General features: G+C 69.9%; 1 protein-coding gene. It reads right to left on the reverse strand.

Annotation, left to right across the window (positions count from 1 at the left end; translation table 11 throughout):
- Window positions 1–8: 8 nt before the first annotated feature.
- Window positions 9–21,755, reverse strand: coding sequence for a non-ribosomal peptide synthase/polyketide synthase (locus MYK68_RS17130; protein ID WP_247864954.1), 21,747 nt, complete (start codon window positions 21,753–21,755; stop codon window positions 9–11).
- Window positions 21,756–21,773 lie beyond the last annotated feature (18 nt).

The raw sequence follows: 21,773 nt of genomic DNA on the forward strand, positions 1-21,773 counted from the left end.
CGGAGCAGTCACTCCGATTCCTCCACGACGATCTCGAGGTGCTCCTCGACGATCCGCCCGCACTCCGACGCGCGATACATCCTCGTGCCCGGTTCGCCGCACGGATCGGCCACGAAGCGCGCGGCTGTCTCTGCGGCTGCACCGAGGTAGCCCCGCGCGAGGCCGCTCCCGGCGAAGGCGAGCGCGCCGGTCTCGCCTCCACGGACCGCAGTCGCGTGCTCGCCGAGTACGCGCACCGCGACCCCCTCGACCGGCCGGCCAGGGGTGATCGGTGCGCGGCCGGTCACCCGGGACCGGGTCACGGAGCCCATCATCCCCGCGTCGTCGTACGCGGTGAAGAGACGGCGTCCGCGGGCCTGCCACTGCACGACGACCTCGTCCGGACACGACGCCGCGACCAGGATGAGGTTGCGGACGTATTCGGCGCTGTCCGGATCGACGGAGTCCAAGTCCCCGGGCGTGACCATCAGATCGGTCACCTCACCGGCATCGAGGATCTCGCCGAGGTCGTCGCCCGATTCGCTGCCGGGCGGGACGATCACCAGGGTGTGCCCCATCGTGACGGCCCAGGCGGTCTCAGCGAAGGCGCGATCGGTGCCCGGCTTCGCGAGGTGCAGGATGCGCGTGTCCGGATCGTCGTCGAGCGTCCCGGTGACCTTCCCGAAGGCGGCGACGAGGCCGGCCGCTCCCGATTGCGGCATGGCCACCGGACCGGCGCGCTCGCCGGACTGCGCCGGCCCCCCGACGTAGGCCAGGTTCGCCAGCCGCACCGGACAGCGGCGTTCCGCCTCGCTGATCGGCGCCGCCGAATCGGCTTCCGCCGCCAACTCGGCGAGATCGAGCCACTCCCCGCCCTCGAGTCCCGGCGCGTCGGCGTCCTCGGCACGGCTCACCGCGAGAGCCGCCGCCGAGCCGCCGAGCAGGGCCGCGAGCTGTCCCGCAGGCCCGTCCGGATCGATCGCCGCGTACGCGGCGCCCGCCTTGACAACGCCCCACATCGCGACCACCGAGTCGATCGACCGTCGCAGGCCCAGAACGACCACGTCGTCCGGGGTCACGCCCCGCCCGAGCAGTGCCCGGGCGACCCGATCGGTGCGGGCCTCGAACTCGTCGTAGTCGATCTCCTCGTCGCCGCAGATCAGGGCCGGGTGGTATCCGTCCAGTTCGCGCCGGGACAGGAGCTCGATCAGCGTGCCCTCCTCGACGTGCCCTCCGGTGCTCCCCGCCGCCACACGCGGCTCCGTCCCCGCCGCCACACGCGGCTCCGGAGCGCGGTCCTGGGCCCGGGGCCCGAGGATGTCGATGTCGCCGATGGCGACGCGCTGATCGGCCACCATCGCCGCGAGAATCCGCTGGTACACGTCGGCGAATCCCTCGACGGTGCGCTTGTCGTACAGCGCCGCCGAGTACAGGAATCCGACTGACATCGGGGTCGCCGCGGTCTTGGCCGCCGCGACCACCATCAGGTCGAACTTGGCTTCGTGGCCGCCCACCTCGACCGGTTCGGCCTGGATATCGCCCACCGACACCGCGTCGTCGTGCGCGGGCTGCTCGGCGAAGGTGAACGCGATCTGGGCCAGCGGCGAGTAGGCGGTCGAGCGCCGGGGCGCCAGCACCTCGACCAGCTCGTCGAACTGGACGTCGGCGTTGGCGAACGCGTCGAGCACGTCCTTGCGCACCGCCCGGAGCAGATCGTCGACCGAGCGGCCCGGTGCGGCGTCGGCGCGCAGGACCAGCGTGTTGACGAACATGCCGACCAGATCGTCGAGGGCGGCGCTGGTCCGGCCGGCGGTTGGTGCCGCGACCACGGCGTCCGACGTGGCGGCCAGTCGGGCGATCAGCACCACGAGCGCCGCATAGGTGACCATGAACGGCGTCACCCGATACGCCCGGCACAGTTCGTCGATCCCGAGAGCGAGTTCGTCGTCGACGACCAGAGTCACCAGGTCACCGCGGCTGTTGAAGACGTCGGGCCGCGGCCGGTCCATCGGCAGGTCGGTGACCTCGGGGAGACCGCGCAGCTTCTCGCGCCAGTACGCCGTCTGGCGGCCCAGCGGGGTCTCGGGGTCCGACGCGTCGCCCAGCACATCGTGCTCCCAGATCGCGAAGTCGGCGTACTGCACGGCGAGCTGCGGCTGTGCAGGCGCCGCCGGGTCCACCCGGTGGGCGTAGGCGGCGAGCACGTCGCGCAGCAGGACGGGAGTGGACTCTCCGTCGAAGGCGATGTGGTGCGCCACGATCGCCAGTTCGACGACGCCGTCGTCGCCGCGCCGGATCCGTCCGCGGACCGGAAGGTCCGTCGAGACGTCGAACCCGGTGGTCGCCGCGGAGATCAGGTCGTCGAGCGAACCGGCCTCGGCCCAGTCGAAGCGCTCGAGCGCCGCGTCCACCGCGAGGATCTCCTGGCGGGGAGTGGCGCCCTGCGCCGGATAGATCGTCCGCAGCACCTCGTGGCGGTCGAGCGCGTCGCGGATCGCGGCGGTCAGCGCCTGGACGTCGACGTCTCCGCTCAGCCGGACGGCCATCGGGACGTTGTACGTCGCCGAGGACGGATCGACCTGGTTCAGGTACCACATGCGCAGCTGCGCGCGGGTCAGCGGAATGAGGCCGGGACGCGGCTCTTGCGCGGTCACCGGCGGCAGGGCTGCGGGGCGGTCGGCGACCGCGGCGACGAGTTCCCGCACCGACGGCGCGTCGAACACATCCCGCACCGACACCTGCACGCCCAACACGTCAGCCACCCGTGCGACCAGCCGCATCGCCGCCAGCGAGTTGCCGCCCGCGTCGAAGAACGACGCCGTCACCGACACCCGCTTCACACCGAGCAGCTCCGCGAACACCGCCGCCACCGACTCCTCGGCCGCGGTGGCCGGGGCCATGTACTCCACGGCCTCAAACACGGGCTCGGGAAGGGCCCGGCGATCCACCTTGCCCGCGGTGTTGAGCGGCATCTCGTCGAGGGCCACCCAGACAGTGGGAACCATGTATCCGGGCAGGCGCCGGGCGAGTTCACCGGCCACGGCGCCGGTGTCCACCGACGCCGGTGCGACGTAGCCCACCAGCTGATCTCCGGCGGGGCCCCCGACCACCCGTGCGGCCGCGTGGACGACGCCCTCGGCCGCGGCGATCGCGGACTCGACCTCGCCGAGCTCCAGGCGCTGCCCCCGCAGCTTGACTTGAAAGTCCGTGCGGCCCAGGTACTCCAGGGCACCGGAGCTGGTGCGGCGCGCCAGGTCACCCGTGCGATAGAGGCGTGCACCGGGAGCGCCGAACGGGTCCGCCACGAATCGTTCCGCGGTCAGATCCGGCCGCTCGGCGTAGCCGCGCGCCGACTGGACACCACCCAGGTACAGTTCGCCCGCCACCCCAACGGGCACCAGCTGCAGACGGTTGTCCAGAATCAGCGCCGTCGTGTTCGCCATCGGTGCGCCGATCGGCACCGTCTCGCCCACCACATCGAGTACCGCCGACATGGAGTACACGGCGGCCTCCGTCGGTCCGAACAGATTCACCAGCGTCGCGTGCGGCACTCGTCGCCGGAAATCCCTCGCCACGGCCGGCGGCAACGCCTCGCCGCCGGAGAAGAGCACCCGCAGGCCCGGCAACAATTCCGCATCGTCGACGACGTCCAGGAACGCCGACAGCAGCGACGGCACGAACTGCGCGACCGAGACCTCAGCGTCGTTGATCACCTCGGCCAGATACCGCGGATCACGCTCACCGCCGGCGTCGGCGATCACCATCGTCTGTCCCGCGACCAGCGGCCAGAACAGCTCCGGCACGGAGGCGTCGAAGGTGTGCGGAGTCTTGAACAGCAGACGCTGCGCGCCCGCGGGCACCGTCTCGTCGAACCACGCCACGAAGTTGCGCACCGCGCCGTGCGACACGGTCACGCCCTTCGGCAGGCCGGTCGACCCGGACGTGAACAACGTGTACGCCGCATCCGGCGAACGCAGGACGCCCGACCGCTCCGCCGCGGACAACGGCTCGGTTCCGGCGGCGAGGTCGTTCGAACAATCGACTTCCAGCACCGGGACAGCCATGCTGGACACGAACTCGGGCACCTGTGCACCGGCGGCCACCAGCACCGTGCCGACACCCGCGGTCGATGCCACGAACACGGCACGATCGGCCGGTGAGTCCACCGCGATCGGCACGTACTGACCACCGGCGGCAAGGACCGCGTGCACCGCGACCACCAGTTCCACGCTGCGGTCCATCACCAGGCCCACGGCCGACTCCGGGCCCACACCCGCGGCGATCAGACGGCGGGCCAACTCACCCACACGCGCACCGAACTCGCCGTACGACAGCTCGCGAGCGCCCGCGACCAGTGCGATCGCCGACGGTGCTGCGGCCACCCGTGCCGCGACCGCATCCGCGATCGTCTCCTCGAGCCACGGCACCTCCGGGCCCGTCGACTCGGCGAGGATCGCCGCCGACTCGGTATCCGCGAGCAGCGCGAGATCGCCGACCGGGGCCTCCGAGTCGGTGAGCAGGCCCTCGAGCACCCCGACGAGGCGGTCCCCGAGGGTCACCACCGACGACCGGTCGAAGAGCGCCGTCGGATACGTCAGCACCGCGGACCAGTCGCCGGATTCCTCCCCCGCCGAGACCGTCAGATTCAGATCCATCTGCGCCGGAATCTGATAGTCGCCGTAGGGCTCGACCACGACACCGGCGACGGCCACCTCATCGGGGACCTCCGCGACCGGGTCCACCGACAGGATCACTTGCACCAGCGGAGAGAACGCCTCCGAGCGGACCGGGTCCACCGCGTCGACCACCGACTCGAACGGCATGTCCGCATGCGCGAACGCCGCGAGATCAGCGTCCCGGGTCGCAGCCGTCAGCGACTCGAACGACTCGCCCGGCCTGACCCTGCTCCGCAGCACCACCGTGTTCACGAACATGCCGACCAGAGCCCCCAGGCCGCGCGGTCCGCGACCGTCGAAAGGCGTGCCCAGCACGACGTCGTCAGAACCGGACAGGCGAGACAGCAGTACAGCGAACGCCGCGTGCAGCACTATGAATCGCGTCGCCCCCGCCCGGGCGGCGAACTCGTCGACGCGGGCCCCGAGTTCCGCGGGGATCGCGAAACCCACCTGGCCGCCGTCCGGAGAGAACACCGGGGGCCGGGGCCGATCGGTCGGCAGGTCGATCACCTCGGGGGCACCGGCGAGCGTGTCCGTCCAGAACGCGAGTTGCTGTCCGAGGATCGACTCCTCCTGATCCGGGGACCCGAGCACGTCACGCTGCCAGAGCGCGTAGTCGGCGTACTGAACCGGTAGCTCGGCGAACTCCGGGACACCGCCGGCCGCGCGCGCGGCATACGCGGTCAGCAAGTCCGCGAGCATCGGACCGAACGACTGCCCGTCGAACGCGATGTGGTGGAAGACGAACGCCAAGATCGCGGAGTCGTCGCTCTCGCTCAGCAGCCGAACCCGCAACGGCAGCTCGGTGGTGACGTCGAAGCCTCGCGCGAGTACGTCGGCGACGTCGGCCACGGACTCCTCGACGTCCCAATCGAGCGCCGAATCCACGTCGTCGGCGTCGATCACCACTTGCGCGGGGACACCCTCGCGGTCCGGGAAGACGGTGCGGAGAACCTCGTGGCGGGCGACGACGTCGGCCATCGCCTGTTTCAGGGCGACTAGGTCCAGGCTGCCGCGCAGCCGGACCGCGCCCGGAATGTTGTAGGTCGGCGCCGACGGATCGAGCCGGTTGATGAACCACATCCGCCGCTGAGCGAACGACAGCGGCACGGGCTCCGGGCGCGGCGTCACGATCGTGACCGCAGGCAAGGCGTGTCCGCGGCCACCGAGGGCGAGCGCGAGCTGCCGCACCGTCGGGGCGGCGAAGACGTCGGCGATGGAGATCTCCACGTCGAGCGCCTCCCCCACCCGGCCGACAACCCGCATCGCCGACAGTGAGTTGCCGCCGAGATCGAAGAACGATGCGGTCGCCGATACCTGGTCCATACCCAGGATCTCCGCGAACACCTCGGCGATCACGGTCTCGGCGCCGTCCTCCGGAGACACGTACTCGGCTTGGTCGATGACGGGTTCGGGCAGCGCGTTCTTGTCGAGCTTCCCGACCGGAGTGAGCGGCATCTCGTCCAGCACGGTGACCGCTGCCGGAACCATGTGGGTGGGCAGACGGTCGGCCAGGTAGGCGCGCAACTGTGCGGAGTTCACCACGGCACCGGTACGCGGCGTGACGTAGGCGGCAAGTGCGGTGGCCACCGATCCCCCGACGCCCACGACGACCGCCGTCGTCACATCGGCATGGCCGGCCAGGACGGTCTCGATCTCACCGAGTTCGATCCGCAGGCCGCGCAGCTTGATCTGGTCATCACTGCGGCCGGTGTACTCGATCACCCGGCGACCGTCGTCGGACTGCCGCCAGCGCACCACGTCGCCGGTCCGGTACATGCGGTCACCGGCGATCCCGAACGGGTTCGCGACGAACCGCGATGCCGTCAGCACGGGAACCCCCAGGTAACCGCGGGAGAGTTGGTCGCCGCACACGTACAGCTCACCGGGCACGCCGACGGGAACCGGCTGCAGTTCGTCGTCGAGCACCAGGAAGCCGACCCCGGCGAGCGGGCCGCCGAGGTACACCGGCGCACCGATCTGCATCGGTGCACTGATGGCGACGCCGATCGTGGTCTCGGTGGGACCGTAGAGGTTCTGAATCCGCGGGAACATCGCCCAGCGGTCCTTGAGCGCCTGCGGCACCGCTTCACCTCCGGCGTAGACCACCCGCAACGACGGGAGCATCGCCGGATCCATCGTTGCCAGCACCGAAGGAGTCAGGAAGGTGTGGGTCACCGCCTGGCGCATGATGAAGTCCTGCAGGACCTGTCCACCGACCGCCCCGGACGGCCGGTACACGAGGACGCCGCCGGACCGTGCCGCCAGGAGGTACTCCAGCACCGATGCGTCGAAGCTCGGCGACGCGAACCCGAGCACGCGGGCCCTCTCGTCCGCTTCAGCGAGGCGCACTTCCTCCGCCGCGAAGTTCGCGAGTCCTGAGTGAGTGACCGCGACCCCCTTCGGCCGACCGGTGGATCCCGATGTGAAGATCACGTAGGCGGTGTTGTCCACGTATACCGGCCGCACCCGCTCGGCCTCGGCCAGGGGTGCGGCGTCAAGACCGTCCACCGTCGCGTTGAGCTCGCGGTCGTCGAGCCGGTACCAGCTGAAGTCGCCCGCCGGCAGTTCCCCGGGTGCCCCGGCCGTCAGGCCGATCATCGCTCCCGAATCCTCGACCATCGCGATCACCCGGTCAGCCGGGTAGGTCGGATCGATCGGCACGTAGCCGGCACCCGTCTTGGCGACCGCCCAGATCGCCACGAGCAACTGCGACGACCGCTCCATCGCCAGGGCGACCAATTGCTCGCTGCCCACAGCGTGGCCGATCAGCCAGCGCGCGAGCCGGTTGGATCGGGCATCGAGGTCGGCGTAGGTGAGGTAGGACCCGTCGGGGTCGACCACTGCCTGTCGCGGCCCCCACCGGTCTGCCGCGTGAGCGAAGATCTCGCTCAGCAGCACCGGGTCGGTCCCGTCGCCGCCGGACACGATCGGGCCGCCGGCCGGGATCGGACGGGCCGTCCTGACCGGCAGTGGGCCGGGGGCTGCGGGCGTCGCGGGCACGCTCTCCTCGGCGACGACGTGCTCAGGCAGCGCGAGGCTCGTGACCGCGAGCGCCGGATCCGCGACCGCCTGCTCGACAACCGCCACCAGGTACGCGGCGAAGACGGTCATGCTGCGCTCGTCGAAGAGGTCGGCGGCGTAGACCAGGCCGCCGGACCAGTCGCCGTCGCTCTGTTCGACCGCGACGAGTAGATCGACCTTCGCCGGATGTTCCGTCTGGGCGAGAGGCTCGATGGTGAGACCACCGATCTCGGTGCCCGTCAGCTTCTCCCCGGCCAGTTCCGGCACGTCCGTCTGATTGAAGGTGAGCCAGACCTGGGTGAACGGAGAGAAGGCCGGCGACTGCGCGACGGCGAGTGCGTCGACGACGGTGTCGAACGGGACGTCGGCGTTGTCGTAGGCGGCGAGATCGACCCGCTTGGCTTCGGCGACCAGTTCATCGAAGGTCATCCCGCGCCGCACCTCGGTGCGCAGCACCAGGGTGTTCACGAACATCCCGACGAGGCCGTCGAGTCCGGCCTGGCCGCGTCCGGCGATGGGCGAGCCGATCGCGATGTCACGTTGCCCGGTCATCCGGGCGACGAGTGCCGCGAGCGCCGCGTGCACGATCATGAACGGGGTCGACCCCGAACGATCGGCGAGCAGCGCGATCTTCCGGGCGGTCTCCGCGGCGATGACGAACGGGACGACGGCACCGCGCTGGGAGGCGACCGCCGGACGCGGCCGGTCGAGCGGGAGTTCGACGAGTTCGGGTAGTCCGGCGAGCTGCGATCGCCAGTACTCCAGCTGGACGCCGACCACCGAGGCCGGATCGTCCGGCATACCGAGCACCTCGTGCTGCCAGATCGCGTAATCGGCGAAGCCGAAGGGAAGCTCGGCGAACTCGGGATCACGATCGTCGACTTCGGCCAGATAGGCGGTGACCAGGTCGGTGACGAACGGTGCCATCGACTCGCCGTCGAAGGCGATGTGATGCACCACCACGACGACGACGTGCTCGTCGGTGCCGGCCGCGAACACCCGGATCCGGACCGGCGCCTGCCGAGTCAGGTTGAATCCCGAGGTCAGGGCATCCTGAATCTCCTCGAACGACTCGACGACGTCCCAGTCCATGCGCGCCGCCACCGAAGAATCCCGCGCGATGCGCTGCCGAGGGTGCCCCTCGACCGACGGGAAGGTGGTGCGCAGCACTTCGTGGCGGAGCACCACATCGACCATCGCCGCGTGCAATGCGTCGAGGTCCAGCGGTCCCGCGATGCGCAGCCCCATCGGGATGTTGTAGGCACCCGAGGCGGGATCGGCCTGGTTGACCAGCCACATGCGCTGCTGAGCGAACGACAGCGGGATCTCGCTCGGCCGCGGGACGACCGCAGTGACCGGCGGCAACGCCGCCGCCCGGTCCGCCGATGCGGCAACGAGACCGCGAACGGTCGGCGCCTCGAACAGGTCGCGGATGGACAATTCCACTCCGAGTGCCTCACCGGCCCGCGCGACCACCCGCATCGCCGACAGCGAGTTCCCGCCTGAGTCGAAGAACGACTCGGTGACCGACACCCGCTCCACGCCGAGCACCTTCGCGAACACCGCCGCGACCGCCTCTTCGGCCACCGAGGCCGGCGCCGCGTACTCACCGCCGCCGTCGAAGACCGGCGCGGGCAACGCGCCGCGATCCAGCTTTCCATTCGCGGTCAACGGCAGCGCACCGAGCACGACCACCAGGTCGGGCACCATGTACCGCGGCACCCGCGACCCCGCCCACTCCCGGACCGCCGCCGGGTCGACCGTCACTCCGTCGTCGGCAACGACATAACCGATCAGCAGATCTCCGCGCGCCGAATCGGACACCACAGCGGCGGCGGCACCCACGACGCCATCGGCGGCCAGCAGCGCGGCCTCGACCTCGCCGTACTCAATCCGGAAACCACGCAACTGCACCTGGCCGTCCGCACGCCCCAGATACTCGATGTCCGCGCCGACCCAACGCGCCCGATCACCGGTCCGGTACAGACGCGAGCCGGCACCGCCCAGACCGAACGGATTCGCGACGAAACGGGTGGCCGACAACCCCGGGCGAGCCAGGTAGCCCTGCGCCAACTGCGCACCGGCCACGTACATCTCACCGACCACCCCCGCCGGCACCGGACGCAGCCGGTCGTCGAGAATGTGGATGGCCAACGACGACAACGGACGACCGATGAACGACGGATCGGCCGCGGACACCTCGGCCCGCTCGATCGGCCGGAAACTCACGTGCACCGTCGTCTCGGTGATGCCGTACATGTTGACCAATTGCGCGGCGTCGCCGGGATTCTCGTCGAACCAGCGACGCACCTGATCAAAGGCGAGTTCCTCGCCACCGAACACCACATACCGCAACGCCAGATCCGCCCCGCGGTTCCGCCGCCGTGCTTCGATGAGCTGGTAGAAGGCCGACGGGGTCAAGTTCAGAACGGTCACCCGCTCGTCGGCGAGCAACCGCACGAACGCATCCAGGTCACGCGCCAGATCACGGTCCACCACCACCAGCCGCGCCCCGGACAGCAACGGACCCCACAGTTCCCACACCGAGAAGTCGAACGCATACGAGTGGAACATCGTCCACACATCGCCGGACCGGAAATCGAAATCGTTCGACGCCGCGCCCATCAGGGCTCCGACATCAGCATGGGTGACCTCCACGCCCTTCGGCAGACCGGTCGACCCCGAGGTGTAGATCACGTACGCCCGCGAGGCGGGCGGGACCGCAACCGGCACGAAACCATCGCCGGCACCGCGCGCGATCAGCTCGTCGACGTCGAGCACCCGAACCTCCTCGCCGACCCGCGACCACAAGTCGTGCCCGGCCGTCGACGCGTCGGTGAGCACCACAGCCGCTCCCGCATCGGCCACGATGTAGGCCAGTCGCTCGACCGGATTGGTCGTGTCCAGCGGCAGATACGCGGCGCCGGCCTTCAAGACACCCACGATCGTCGCCACCAGATTCACCGACCGCGCCGTGGCGACCCCGACCAGGTCTCCCGGCCGGACGCCGGCGGCCCGCAACCCGGCAGCCACCGCATCCGACGCGTCGTCGAGCTCGGCGTACGACGCGGTGCGACCGCCGGCGGTGACCGCGGGCGCACTCGCCTGGCCGGCGGCCGACGCCGTGAACAGTTCCACCAGCGAACGCTCCGCCGATGCCGGAACACTCGGTGCGGGCAGCGCCGCGAGGCGGTCGCGCTCGGACTTTCCGAGTAGCGTCAGATCCGCGACGACGGAATCGGGAGCGGCGACGACACCGCGTATCAGTGCGTCGACGGCCTCCGCGAACACCGCGATCTGGGAACGGTCGAAGACCTCGGCCAGGTACTTCAGGTTCGCGCCGATCTCGCCGCCGTGCTCCTCGGTGATGAAGGTGAGCGGGTAGTGCGTGGCGTCGCGCGTGGTGACATCCAGCAGGTCCAGTCCATCGGTTCGCACCGACGTGATCGATTCGGTATCGATCGGGTAGGACTCGTGCACCGCGAGGGTGTCGAAGGCGAGCGCGGCCGGTTCGATCTCACCGAGCGCCGCCAGACCGACGTGCTGCTGATCGAGCAGGCGCACCTTCGTGGCCTGCACACGGGCGAGAAGCTCGGCGAAAGTCACCGACGGGTCGACGTCGACCACCACCGGCAGCGTGTTGATGAACAGGCCCACCATGGTGTCGACGCCGTCGAGATCGGCCGGGCGCCCGGACACGGTCTCGCCGAACACGACCACCTGCTTTCCGGTGACCCGCGAGAGGATCACGCCCCACAGCGCCTGCAGCACGGTCGCGAGTGTCACCCCGGCATGTCGGGCGAGGTCGTGCAGCGCTGCCACGGCGTCCGCGTCGATGGTGAACCGGAAGTCCTCCGGGAGAGAATCACCGTGCGTCACGCCGGCCGGGGCGACCAGTGTCGGGCCGTCCACCGGTGCCAGAATGTCCCGCCACACCTCGATTCCCGCGGAAGCATCGGTGCGTGCGATCGCGCGCACGTGATCGGCGAAGCTCCGCTCGTGGATCGGCGTGTACGGCGTACCGGTCGCGTAGACGGCGAGCAGATCCGCGAGCACCAGGGGTCCGGACCAGCCGTCGAACAAGATGTGATGCGACGTGACCACGAGATCCGCGCCACCGCCGTGGCGGACCAGCACCGCACGCATGAGCGGCGGGGACGCCAGGTCGAATCGTTCGGCCCGCTCGGCGTCGGCGATCTCGGCGATCTGCTCGCCCGCGACCGCCTCATCGAGGTGCCCGAGGTCGACGACCCGAAGCGGCACCGAGACCGCGGCGGGGACCACCGCCACGACACCGGCATCGATCTGCCGGAAGCCGGAGCGAAGCACTTCGTGGTGGGCCGGCAGCGCGTCGACCGCGGTCCGCAGACGGTCGGCGTCGACGTCGCCGCCGAACCGGACGCACGCCTGGATGTGATAGGCGTCTATCTCGCCGCCGCGGAGGAGTCCGGACTGGTAGAACAGCCCGGTCTGCAGCGGTGTGAGCGGCCACACCTGAGCTCCCGGCGACTCGAGCGCGATCCGGTCCAACTCGTCCTGCGTGATGCCCGAGCCCGGCACGTCCGACGGCGAGAACCCGACCGGTCCCGCGGCTTCGGCCACCGCAGCGTCGAGCTCGGCGGTCCAGCGGTCGGCGAGATCGGCCACATCGGCCGGGTTCAGGAGCGCCGCGGGGAACCGGAACCGCATCCGCAGTCGCCGTCCGCCGTCGTGCTCGTCCACGATGCCCGTCGCATCGACCACGAGCCCGGCAGGCATGGCCATCGCACCGGTGACGCTGCCCGGGAGCGGCGGTGCCTGCGCGGCGGGACCGAAGGGCGTCTCGGCGTCGGTGAGCGCCGCACCCGCCGATCCGAGGTAGTTGAAGAGGATCGACGGCAGTGGCCGCGATCCGAGTTCCGTGGCGCTCCGCTGACCGTCGCCGCGGTAGCGCAACGCACCGAACCCGGCTCCCCCGTCGGGGATGCCCAGGCGCTCCTCCTTGGCGGCCTTGATCGCGTGCACCACGTCCGACGCCGGATCCAGTCGCAGGGGCGCGATCGTCGTGAACCAGCCCACGGTGCGCGAGAGGTCGCCGCGCCGCGGGTGCGCGCCCCGTTCGAGCAGATGTTCGTCGCGGCCATGCCCCTCGACGAGCACCGAGACAGGCGCAGTGTCGGCGCTGCCGCGCGAGCGCTGCCACCCGCGCACCGCCCGCGCGAAGGTGCCCAGGAGGACGTCGTCGACGCTGCCGCCGAACGCCTCCGGCACCCGGGTCAGCGCGGCGGCAGCCACCTCGTTCGCGACGTAGTGGACGTATTCGTCCGACGTCCGGTCGCGATCTCTCGCGCGATCGAGGTCGCCGCCCAGGTCCGTGGGACGTGTGGGAAGGCGGTCCAGCCAGTAGCCGGTCTGTGTCTCGAAGCCGGCCCGCAACTCGTCGACGCCGGCGGCCCAGGTCCGCTGCGAGGTGCCTTCGGGACGCAACGAGTACGGCGCACCGGACGCGCGCTGCGCCCACCCGGTGACCAGGTCCTCGATCATGATCGGCCAGGACACGGCGTCGACGCCGAGATGGTGCACGGCCAGCACGATCCGCGACCGGCCGTCCCCGGCGATCACCAGAGCGGCCCGCAGCAGATCACCGGTCGCCGGATTCATCCCGGACACGGCTTCGGCGTAGGCAGCGCGCACGACTGCGCCGAACTCCGCGGTGGCGACGCCGTGTGCGGACCGGACCTCGATCACCGCGCCGGCAGCATCGAAATCGCCGCCGGCGACAAGGCTCCACTCCCCGTCGACGGAGACGAGCCGTGCGGTCAGCATCGGGTGCGCCGCGGCCATCGCCGACAGCACATCGCCCAGGGCTTCCGTGGTGATCCCGTCCGGACCCACCAACACCATCGACTGCGCGAAGTCCGCGAAATCCGACGGCGCGTCCGAATGTTCCAGCATCCAGGACACGATCGGCCGGATCGCCGACGGACCGACGCCCCCGCCCGGCAGTTCCGCGAGCGGCGGCACTCCGCGGCCGGCGCCGGTGACGAGCGCGGCCATCTTCCGCACCGTGCGGTTCTCGAAGATCTCTCGCGGGGACAGTTCCCAGCCGGCGGCGCGAGCGGCAGACGCCAGCCGGATCGACATGATCGAGTCGCCGCCGAGCGCGAAGAAGGACTCCGTCACCGACACTCGGTCGAGGCCGAGCAGACCGGCGACGATCGCCGCCAACTGCTCCTCGACCGGCCCGACGGGCATGGAGTATTCGTGGTCGGCCGTGCCGAAGTCAGGTGCCGGGAGCGCACGGCGGTCGAGCTTGCCCGCACTGTTCAGGGCGACCTCATCGAGCAGTGTCCACACCGCCGGCCGCATGTATTCCGGTAGCGCGGTGGCCGCGTGGTCGCGCAACGCCGCGAGGTCCACCGACGACGGAGACACATAGGCGACGAGGAACTCGCCACCGGCCGGCGCCTGCGCGACGGTCGCCGCAACATGCACCACGCCCGGCGCACTCGCGATCACCGACTCGATCTCGCTGAGTTCGATCCGCTGCCCACGCAACTTCACCTGGAAGTCGGTACGCCCCAGATAATCCAGCGATCCATCACCCAACCGCCGAACGAGGTCACCAGTGCGATACAACCGCGACCCCGGCAAACCCTGCGGATCGGCGACGAACCGCTCGGCGGTCAGGTCCGCCCGCGACGCATACCCGCGAGCCAACTGGACACCGCCGAGGTACAACTCGCCGGGCACACCATCGGGCACCGGGTGCAGACGCGCATCGAGAACCACCGCCCGAGTGTTGGCAACAGGCCGGCCGATAGTCACCAGTCCGGCACCGGCCAGCACCCGCTCAGCGGTCACATCCACCGCCGCCTCCGTCGGCCCATACAAATTGTGCAACTCCGCCAACGGCAGGGCAGCAAGCACATCCTGAGCGAGGGCAGCGGGCAGCGCCTCACCCGAGGTGAACACCCGACTCAACGAACCAAGATCACCGACCCCCTCACCGACCACATCGAGGAACACCGCGAGCATCGACGGAACAAAATGCACCACCGACACCGATTCCCGCGCGATCTCCGCAGCGAGATACTGCGGATCGCGATGACCATCGGGCCGCGCGACGACCAGCCGGGCACCGACCAAGAACGGCAGGAACAACTCCCACACCGACACATCAAACGTGTACGGAGTCTTCAGGACGAACCGGTCCTCGCAATCGATCGAGTAATCGTCACGCATCCACACCAAACGATTCATCACCGCGGCATGCGACACCGTCACACCCTTGGGCACACCCGTCGACCCCGACGTGAACAACGTGTACAAACCGTGCTGACCACGCAACGGAGACAACCGATCCGCATCGGTCACCGGAGAAACAGCCAGATCCACCTCACCCGACGCATCCACGGCCACCACCCGAACACCCGGCACCTCAGGCACCCACTCAGGCGAGGCCCCCTCCGCGACCAGCACCAACCGGGCACCAGCAGTCTCCAGCATCACCCGCGCACGATCAGCCGGGGCTGCGGTATCCACCGGCACATACTGGCCACCGGCAGCGACGACCGCGTGGATCGCGACCAACAGCTCCACGCTGCGATCAACACACACACCCACCGCAACATCGGGACCCACCCCAAAGCCGATCAGCTCCCGAGCCAACACCGCCACACGCGCACCGAACTCCGCGTACGACACACTGCGGCCCTCGAACACCACCGCCACCGCATCCGGTGTCCGAGCAGCAGCCACCGCCACCGCGTCCGCGAGCGTCATCGCCGGCACCGGAACAACCGGCCCCACCGCCGCCGCGTCCGCACGCTCACGATCGCGGGCGTCGAGCACAACGGCGTCACCGACCGCGCCGCCGGGATCCGCAGTCAGCTCGGCCAAGACCGCCACGAACCGTTCCGCGAACCACCGCGCCGTCGCCGGGTCGAACAGATCCGTCGCGAACACGACCGTCCCGGACCATCCCCCCGCCGGATCAGACATCACCCGGAACGTCAGGTCCACCTGCGCGGGCACCACCGGATCGGGCAACGCCTCAATCCTCAACCCCTCGACCGCAGCATCGACACCCCGCGCCGACGCACTCGGATCAAACGACAACATCACCTGCGCGAGCGGAGCGAACGCCTCCGAACGCACCGGATCAAGCGCATCGACCACCGCCTCGAACGGAACATCAGCATGCGCGAACGCATCCAGATCCACCTGCCGGACCTGCCGCAACAAATCGGTGAACGACATCGACGAACCCACCCGCGTCCGCAACACCAACGTGTTCACGAACATGCCGACCAGACGATCGAGCTCAACCTGCCCACGACCGGCCACCGGCGTCACGATCGCGATATCGTCGGTCGCCGAAAGCCGGGCCAGCAGCACCGCCAGCGCGGCATGCACCACCATGAACGGGGTCACCCCGTGCGCACCACCCACCGCCGCGACCCGCCTCGCCACAGCCTCGGGCACCTCGAAAGGCACCTCAGCACCCCGATACGACGCCACCGCGGGCCGCTTCCGATCCGCAGGCAGTTCCAGAACATCGGGCAGATCGGCCAGACACGCACGCCAGTACTCCAACTGCCGACCGATCACCGAATCCGGCGCCTCCGGGGAACCCAGCACAGCTCGCTGCCAGATCGCGAAGTCCGCGAACTGCACCGGCAACGGCTCGAACCCCGGCACCGCACCCGACCGCCGCGCCGCATACGCCCCCATCACATCAGCAACCAACGGCAACATCGACTCGCCATCAGTGGCGATATGGTGCGCGACCACCCCGAACAACCACTCATCGACACCAACCCGATACACAATCGCCCGGATCGGCCACTCCACAGTCACATCGAAACCCCGAGTCACCTCAGCGACCAGACGTTCCTCCGAATCCACCTCCCACCACGGCAGCGACACCCCCACCATCGCCCGATCCGCGATCAACTGCACCGGCTCACCCTCGAACTCAGGGAACGTCGTACGCAGCACCTCATGCCGCTCCACGACATCAGCCACCGCGACCCGCAACGCCGCCACATCAAGAACACCCGTGATCCGCAGAACCACCGGAATGTTGTACGTCGGCAACGACGAATCAAACCGATTGATAAACCACATCCGCTGCTGCGCGAACGACAACGGCACCCGCTCCGGACGCGGGTCGACCCTGACCACCGGCGGCAACGCCTCGGCACGATCGGCCACCGCGGTAACGAGTTCCCGCACGGTCGGCGCATCGAACACATCCCGCACCGACACCTCCACCCCGAGTACCTCGCCCGCCCGGGCCACCAGCCGCATCGCCCCCAGCGAATTGCCACCCAAATCGAAGAACGACTCGGTGACCGACACCCGCTCCACACCCAGCAAATCGGCGTACACCGCCGCCACCGCAGCCTCATCCGGGGTATCGGGAGCAACGAACTCCGCAGCCTCGAACACCGGGTCCGGCAACGCACGACGGTCCACCTTGCCCGCCGAGTTGAGCGGCATCTCGGCCAGCGGCACCCACCTCGTCGGCACCATGTAGTCAGGCAGGCGCCGGGCCAGGTCCGCACCGAGGGCGTCGACGTCGACCGAGGCCGGCGCGACGTAGCCGACCAACTGGTCACCTACCGCACCCGCCACCACGCGTACCGCCGCGTGCACGACGCCGGGACCGGCGACGATCGCGGCCTCGACCTCGCCGAGTTCGAGTCGCTGCCCGCGGATCTTCACCTGAAAGTCGGTGCGGCCCAGGTACTCGAGTTCCCCGGAGTGGCCGCGGCGCACCAGGTCGCCAGTGCGGTACAGCCGGTCGCCCGGCGCACCGAACGGATCGGCGACGAACCGCTCCGCGGTCAGATCCGGACGAGCCGCGTAGCCACGGGCGGACTGCACGCCACCCAGATAGAGTTCGCCGACCACTCCGTCCGGCACCGGGTGCAGGCGGTCGTCCAGGACGAATGCGGTGGTGTTGGTCATCGGCGCCCCGATCGGCACGACGTCCCCGGGCGTCGCCAATTCCGCCGCCATGGTGTAGACGGCCGCCTCCGTCGGACCGAACAAGTTCACGAGGCGAGCCTGCGGCGCGCGCTCACGGAAGTTCACGGCCACCGCCGGGGGCAGTGCCTCACCGCCGGAGAAGAGCACCCGCAGGCCCGGGAGCAGCGGCTCGTCGCCGACCACGTCGAGGAACGCGGCGAGCAGCGACGGCACGAACTGCACCACGCTCACTCCGGCGTCGTTCATGACCGTCGCGAGATACCGCGGATCGCGATGGCCCTGGGCATCGGCGATCACCATCGTCTGTCCCGCCACCAGCGGCCAGAACAATTCCAGCACCGATGCATCGAAGGTGTGCGGAGTCTTGAAGAGCAGGCGCTGGTCGCCCTCGGGCACCAACCGGCCGAACCAGCCGACAAAGTTGCGCACCGCCCGGTGCGAGACCGTCACGCCCTTCGGCAGGCCGGTCGATCCCGAGGTGAACAGCGTGTACGCGGCATCGGACGACCGCAGCGGTCGCTGCCGCTCGGCCGGATCCAGGGGCCGCGCCCCGACGGGCAGGTCCCCCGAGGCGTCCACCTCGATCACCGATACCGCCAGTTCTGAGACGAACTCGGGAAGCTCAGCACCCGCGCGCACCAGGACCAGCCGCACACCGGCCGTCGCGGCCGCATAGGTGGCGCGGTCGACCGGCGAGTCGACGGCGATCGGCACGTACTGCCCACCCGCCGCGAGGATCGCGTGTACCGCGATGACCAATTCAGCGCTTCGGTCCATCACCAGGCCCACCGCATCGTCGGATGCCACGCCCGCGGCGATCAGGCGACGGGCGAGGTCACCGACCCGACAGCCGAACTCCGCGTACGAGATCTCGCGGCCACCGGTCACCAGCGCCACCGCGTCCGGCACCAGCGCCGCACTGGCTGCCACCGCATCGGCGATCGTCTCGTCCAGCAACGGCCGCACCGGCCCCACCGACTCGCGGACCAGCGCCGCCCGGTCGCCGGCCGCCAGCAACGGCAGGTCGCCGACCGCCGTCGCAGGCGCCGCGAGCGCCGCACCGAGAACCCGGACGAACTGCTCGCCCATCCGCTCGATCCGGGACCGCTCGAACAGATCCGTGGCGAAGGTGAGCTTGCCGATCCACTCCTCCGCATCGGTGAGCAGCGTGAGATCCAAGTCCAGCTGCGCGGGGATCTCCGTGATGTCGACCGGAGACACGTCGAGACCCCCGACCGACACGGTGTCACTCGCCGACAACGGATCCACCGACAGAATCACCTGGACAAGTGGTGAGAACGCCTCGGACCGGACCGGATTGAGCGCATCGACGATCGACTCGAAAGGCACGTCGCTGTGCTCGAAGGCGGTGAGGTCGGTGTCGCGCACCGTCGCGAGCAGCGCCTCGAAGGAGGCCGCCGGATCGATGCGGGTCCGGAGCACGAGCGTGTTGGCGAACATGCCGACGAGCCCGTCCAGTTGGCGTTGCCCGCGACCGGCGATCGGCGTGCCGAGCACGACGTCGTCGGTGGCCGCAAGCCGGGCGAGCAGGAGGGCGAACACCGCATGCAGCACCATGAACCGCGTGACGCCGTGATCCGCCGCGTAGGCGTCGAGGCGTTGTGACACCTCGCCGGGAATGGCGAACCGGACCACGTCACCAGCATGAGAGGCCACCGGCGGCCGGACATGATCGGTCGGCAGTTCCAGCACGTCGGGCACACCTGCGAGGTGCTGCCGCCAGAAGTTCAACTGCCGGCCGAGCACCGATTCCGTGTCCGCCGGGTCGCCCAGCACCCGATGCTGCCACAGGGCGAAGTCGGCGAACTGCACCGGCAGCGGGAGGAAGACCGGAACCTCACCGCGTGCTCGTGCGGCGAACGCGGTGACGAAGTCGGCCACCAAGGGCCCGAAGGACTGTCCGTCGTAGCCGATGTGATGCGCGACGATCCCGAACAGCGCCTCGCGGTCATTCACACGCAGCACACGCGCGCGCACCGGCCACTGCACTCCGACGTGGAAGCCGCGGCGCATCGCGGCCTCGAACTCGGTGGGATCGTCGAGTTCGGCCCAATCCAGCCGGGTCGCCACCTCGGCGGCCGGGCTCACGCTCTGATACGGCTCCCCGTCCACGCTGGGGAACGTGGTGCGGAGGACCTCATGACGCTCGACGACGTCCGCCAGGGCCGCCCGGAGCGCGCCGAGATCCAGGTCGCCGGTCAACCGCAACACGGCCGGGATGTTGTAGGTCGGCAGTTCCGGCTCGAGCTGATTGATGAACCACATGCGATGCTGAGCGAATGAGAGCGGTATGCGCTCCGGACGCGGCACCACCGGCGCGACCGGTGCGAGTGCCGGTCGACGGCCGGCGACGGCCACGACGAGTGCGCGCACCGTGGCGGCGTCGAAGACGTCCCGCACCGACACCGCGACCCCGAGCACGTCGCTCACCCGGGCCGCCACCCGCGTGGCGGCCAGCGAATTGCCGCCGAGGTCGAAGAACGAGTCGCTCACCGACACCCGGTCGACGCCCAGAATCCCCGCGAACACGTCGGCGACCAGTTGCTCGGCCTCGGACTCCGGTGCCACATACTCGAGCGCCGGTGCCTCCGGCCGGGGCAGCTGCCGGCGAGCGACCTTGCCCGCGGCGTTCAGCGGCAGCTCGGGCAGCATGACCCAGCGGCTCGGACGCATGTACTCGGGCAGCTTGGCCGCCATCGCGGCGTCGAGCGCGGCCGGGTCGACGGACTCCGGGGCGACGTAACCGACGAGCTGAGCCCCCGCTGGAAAGTCGACGACCGCGGCGGCGGCGTTCACCACTCCGGGCGCCGAAAGGATCACGGCTTCGACCTCGCCCAGCTCCATCCGCTGGCCACGGAGCTTCACCTGGAAGTCCGTGCGGCCGAGATACTCGAGTTCACCGCCCGAGCTCCACCGAACGAGATCCCCGGTGCGGTAGAGGCGATCGCCCGGGGCCGCGAACGGATCGGCGACAAAGCGCTCGGCGGTGAGATCGGGCCGGTCGGCATAGGCCCGGGCGAGTTGCACGCCGCCCAGGTACAGCTCGCCGGGCACACCCGCGGGCACCCATTGCAGCCTGCTGTCGAGAACGTAGGCGCTGGTTCGCGGGACCGGAACACCGATGGGAATCGTGGTATCGGAGGCGACGACGTGGTGCGCCGTGACGTCGACCGCGGCCTCGGTGGGACCGTACAGATTGTGGAGAGCAGCGCCCGGCAGCATGTCGATCAGCCTCCGGGCGACCGGGGCGGTGAGCGCCTCTCCCGACGTGAACACGAGCCGCAGCGACCGCAGCGCGCCCAGCTCAGCGCCGAGGACATCAGTGAAGGCGGCCAGCATCGAGGGCACGAAGTGCACCACCGTGACCCGCTCACGCTGGATCAGGTCCGCGAGGTAATCCGGTTCGCCGTGCCGATCGGGTTCGGCGATCACCAGGGTCGCCCCGACGACGGCTGGGAGGAACAGCTCCCACACCGACACGTCGAAAGTGACCGGAGTCTTCTGCACGAAGACGTCGGACGCGCCGATCGCATACCAGTCCCGCATCCAGGCGAGCCGATTCGCAATGGCGCGGTGCGAGACGGTGACACCTTTGGGCTGTCCGGTCGACCCGGAAGTGAACAACGTGTAGGCCGCATGCGCGGGCCGCAGGGGACCGTTCCGGTCCGCGTCGGTGACCAGCGCGACGTCCAGGTCCACCGCGCCGTCAGCGTCGACTTCCCCGAACTGGACGCCCTCACCGAGCCCCCGGTTCGCCGGCGGCAGTTCGCCCGCGCGCACGAGCACGAGGGTCGCCCCCGCCGTCGACACCATGTACGCGGCACGCTCGGCGGGCGCCTCGGGATCCACCGGGACGTAGGCTCCGCCGGCGGCGATGATCGCGTGCAAGGCGACGAGCAACTCGACCGAACGCGGCATCACCACCGCGACGGGGACGTCCGGGCCGACGCCCCGATCGATCAGCTCGCGCGCCAGCACCGCGACGCGAGCAGCGAACTCCCGGCGCGGTACGCGCCGTTCCCCGAAGACGAGTGCCGTCGAATCGTCAATCGCCGCGAGATCGATCAGATCGGGCACTCTCGTCCTCCACCACTA

This window comes from Gordonia sp. PP30, assembly GCF_023100845.1.
Classification (GTDB): domain Bacteria; phylum Actinomycetota; class Actinomycetes; order Mycobacteriales; family Mycobacteriaceae; genus Gordonia.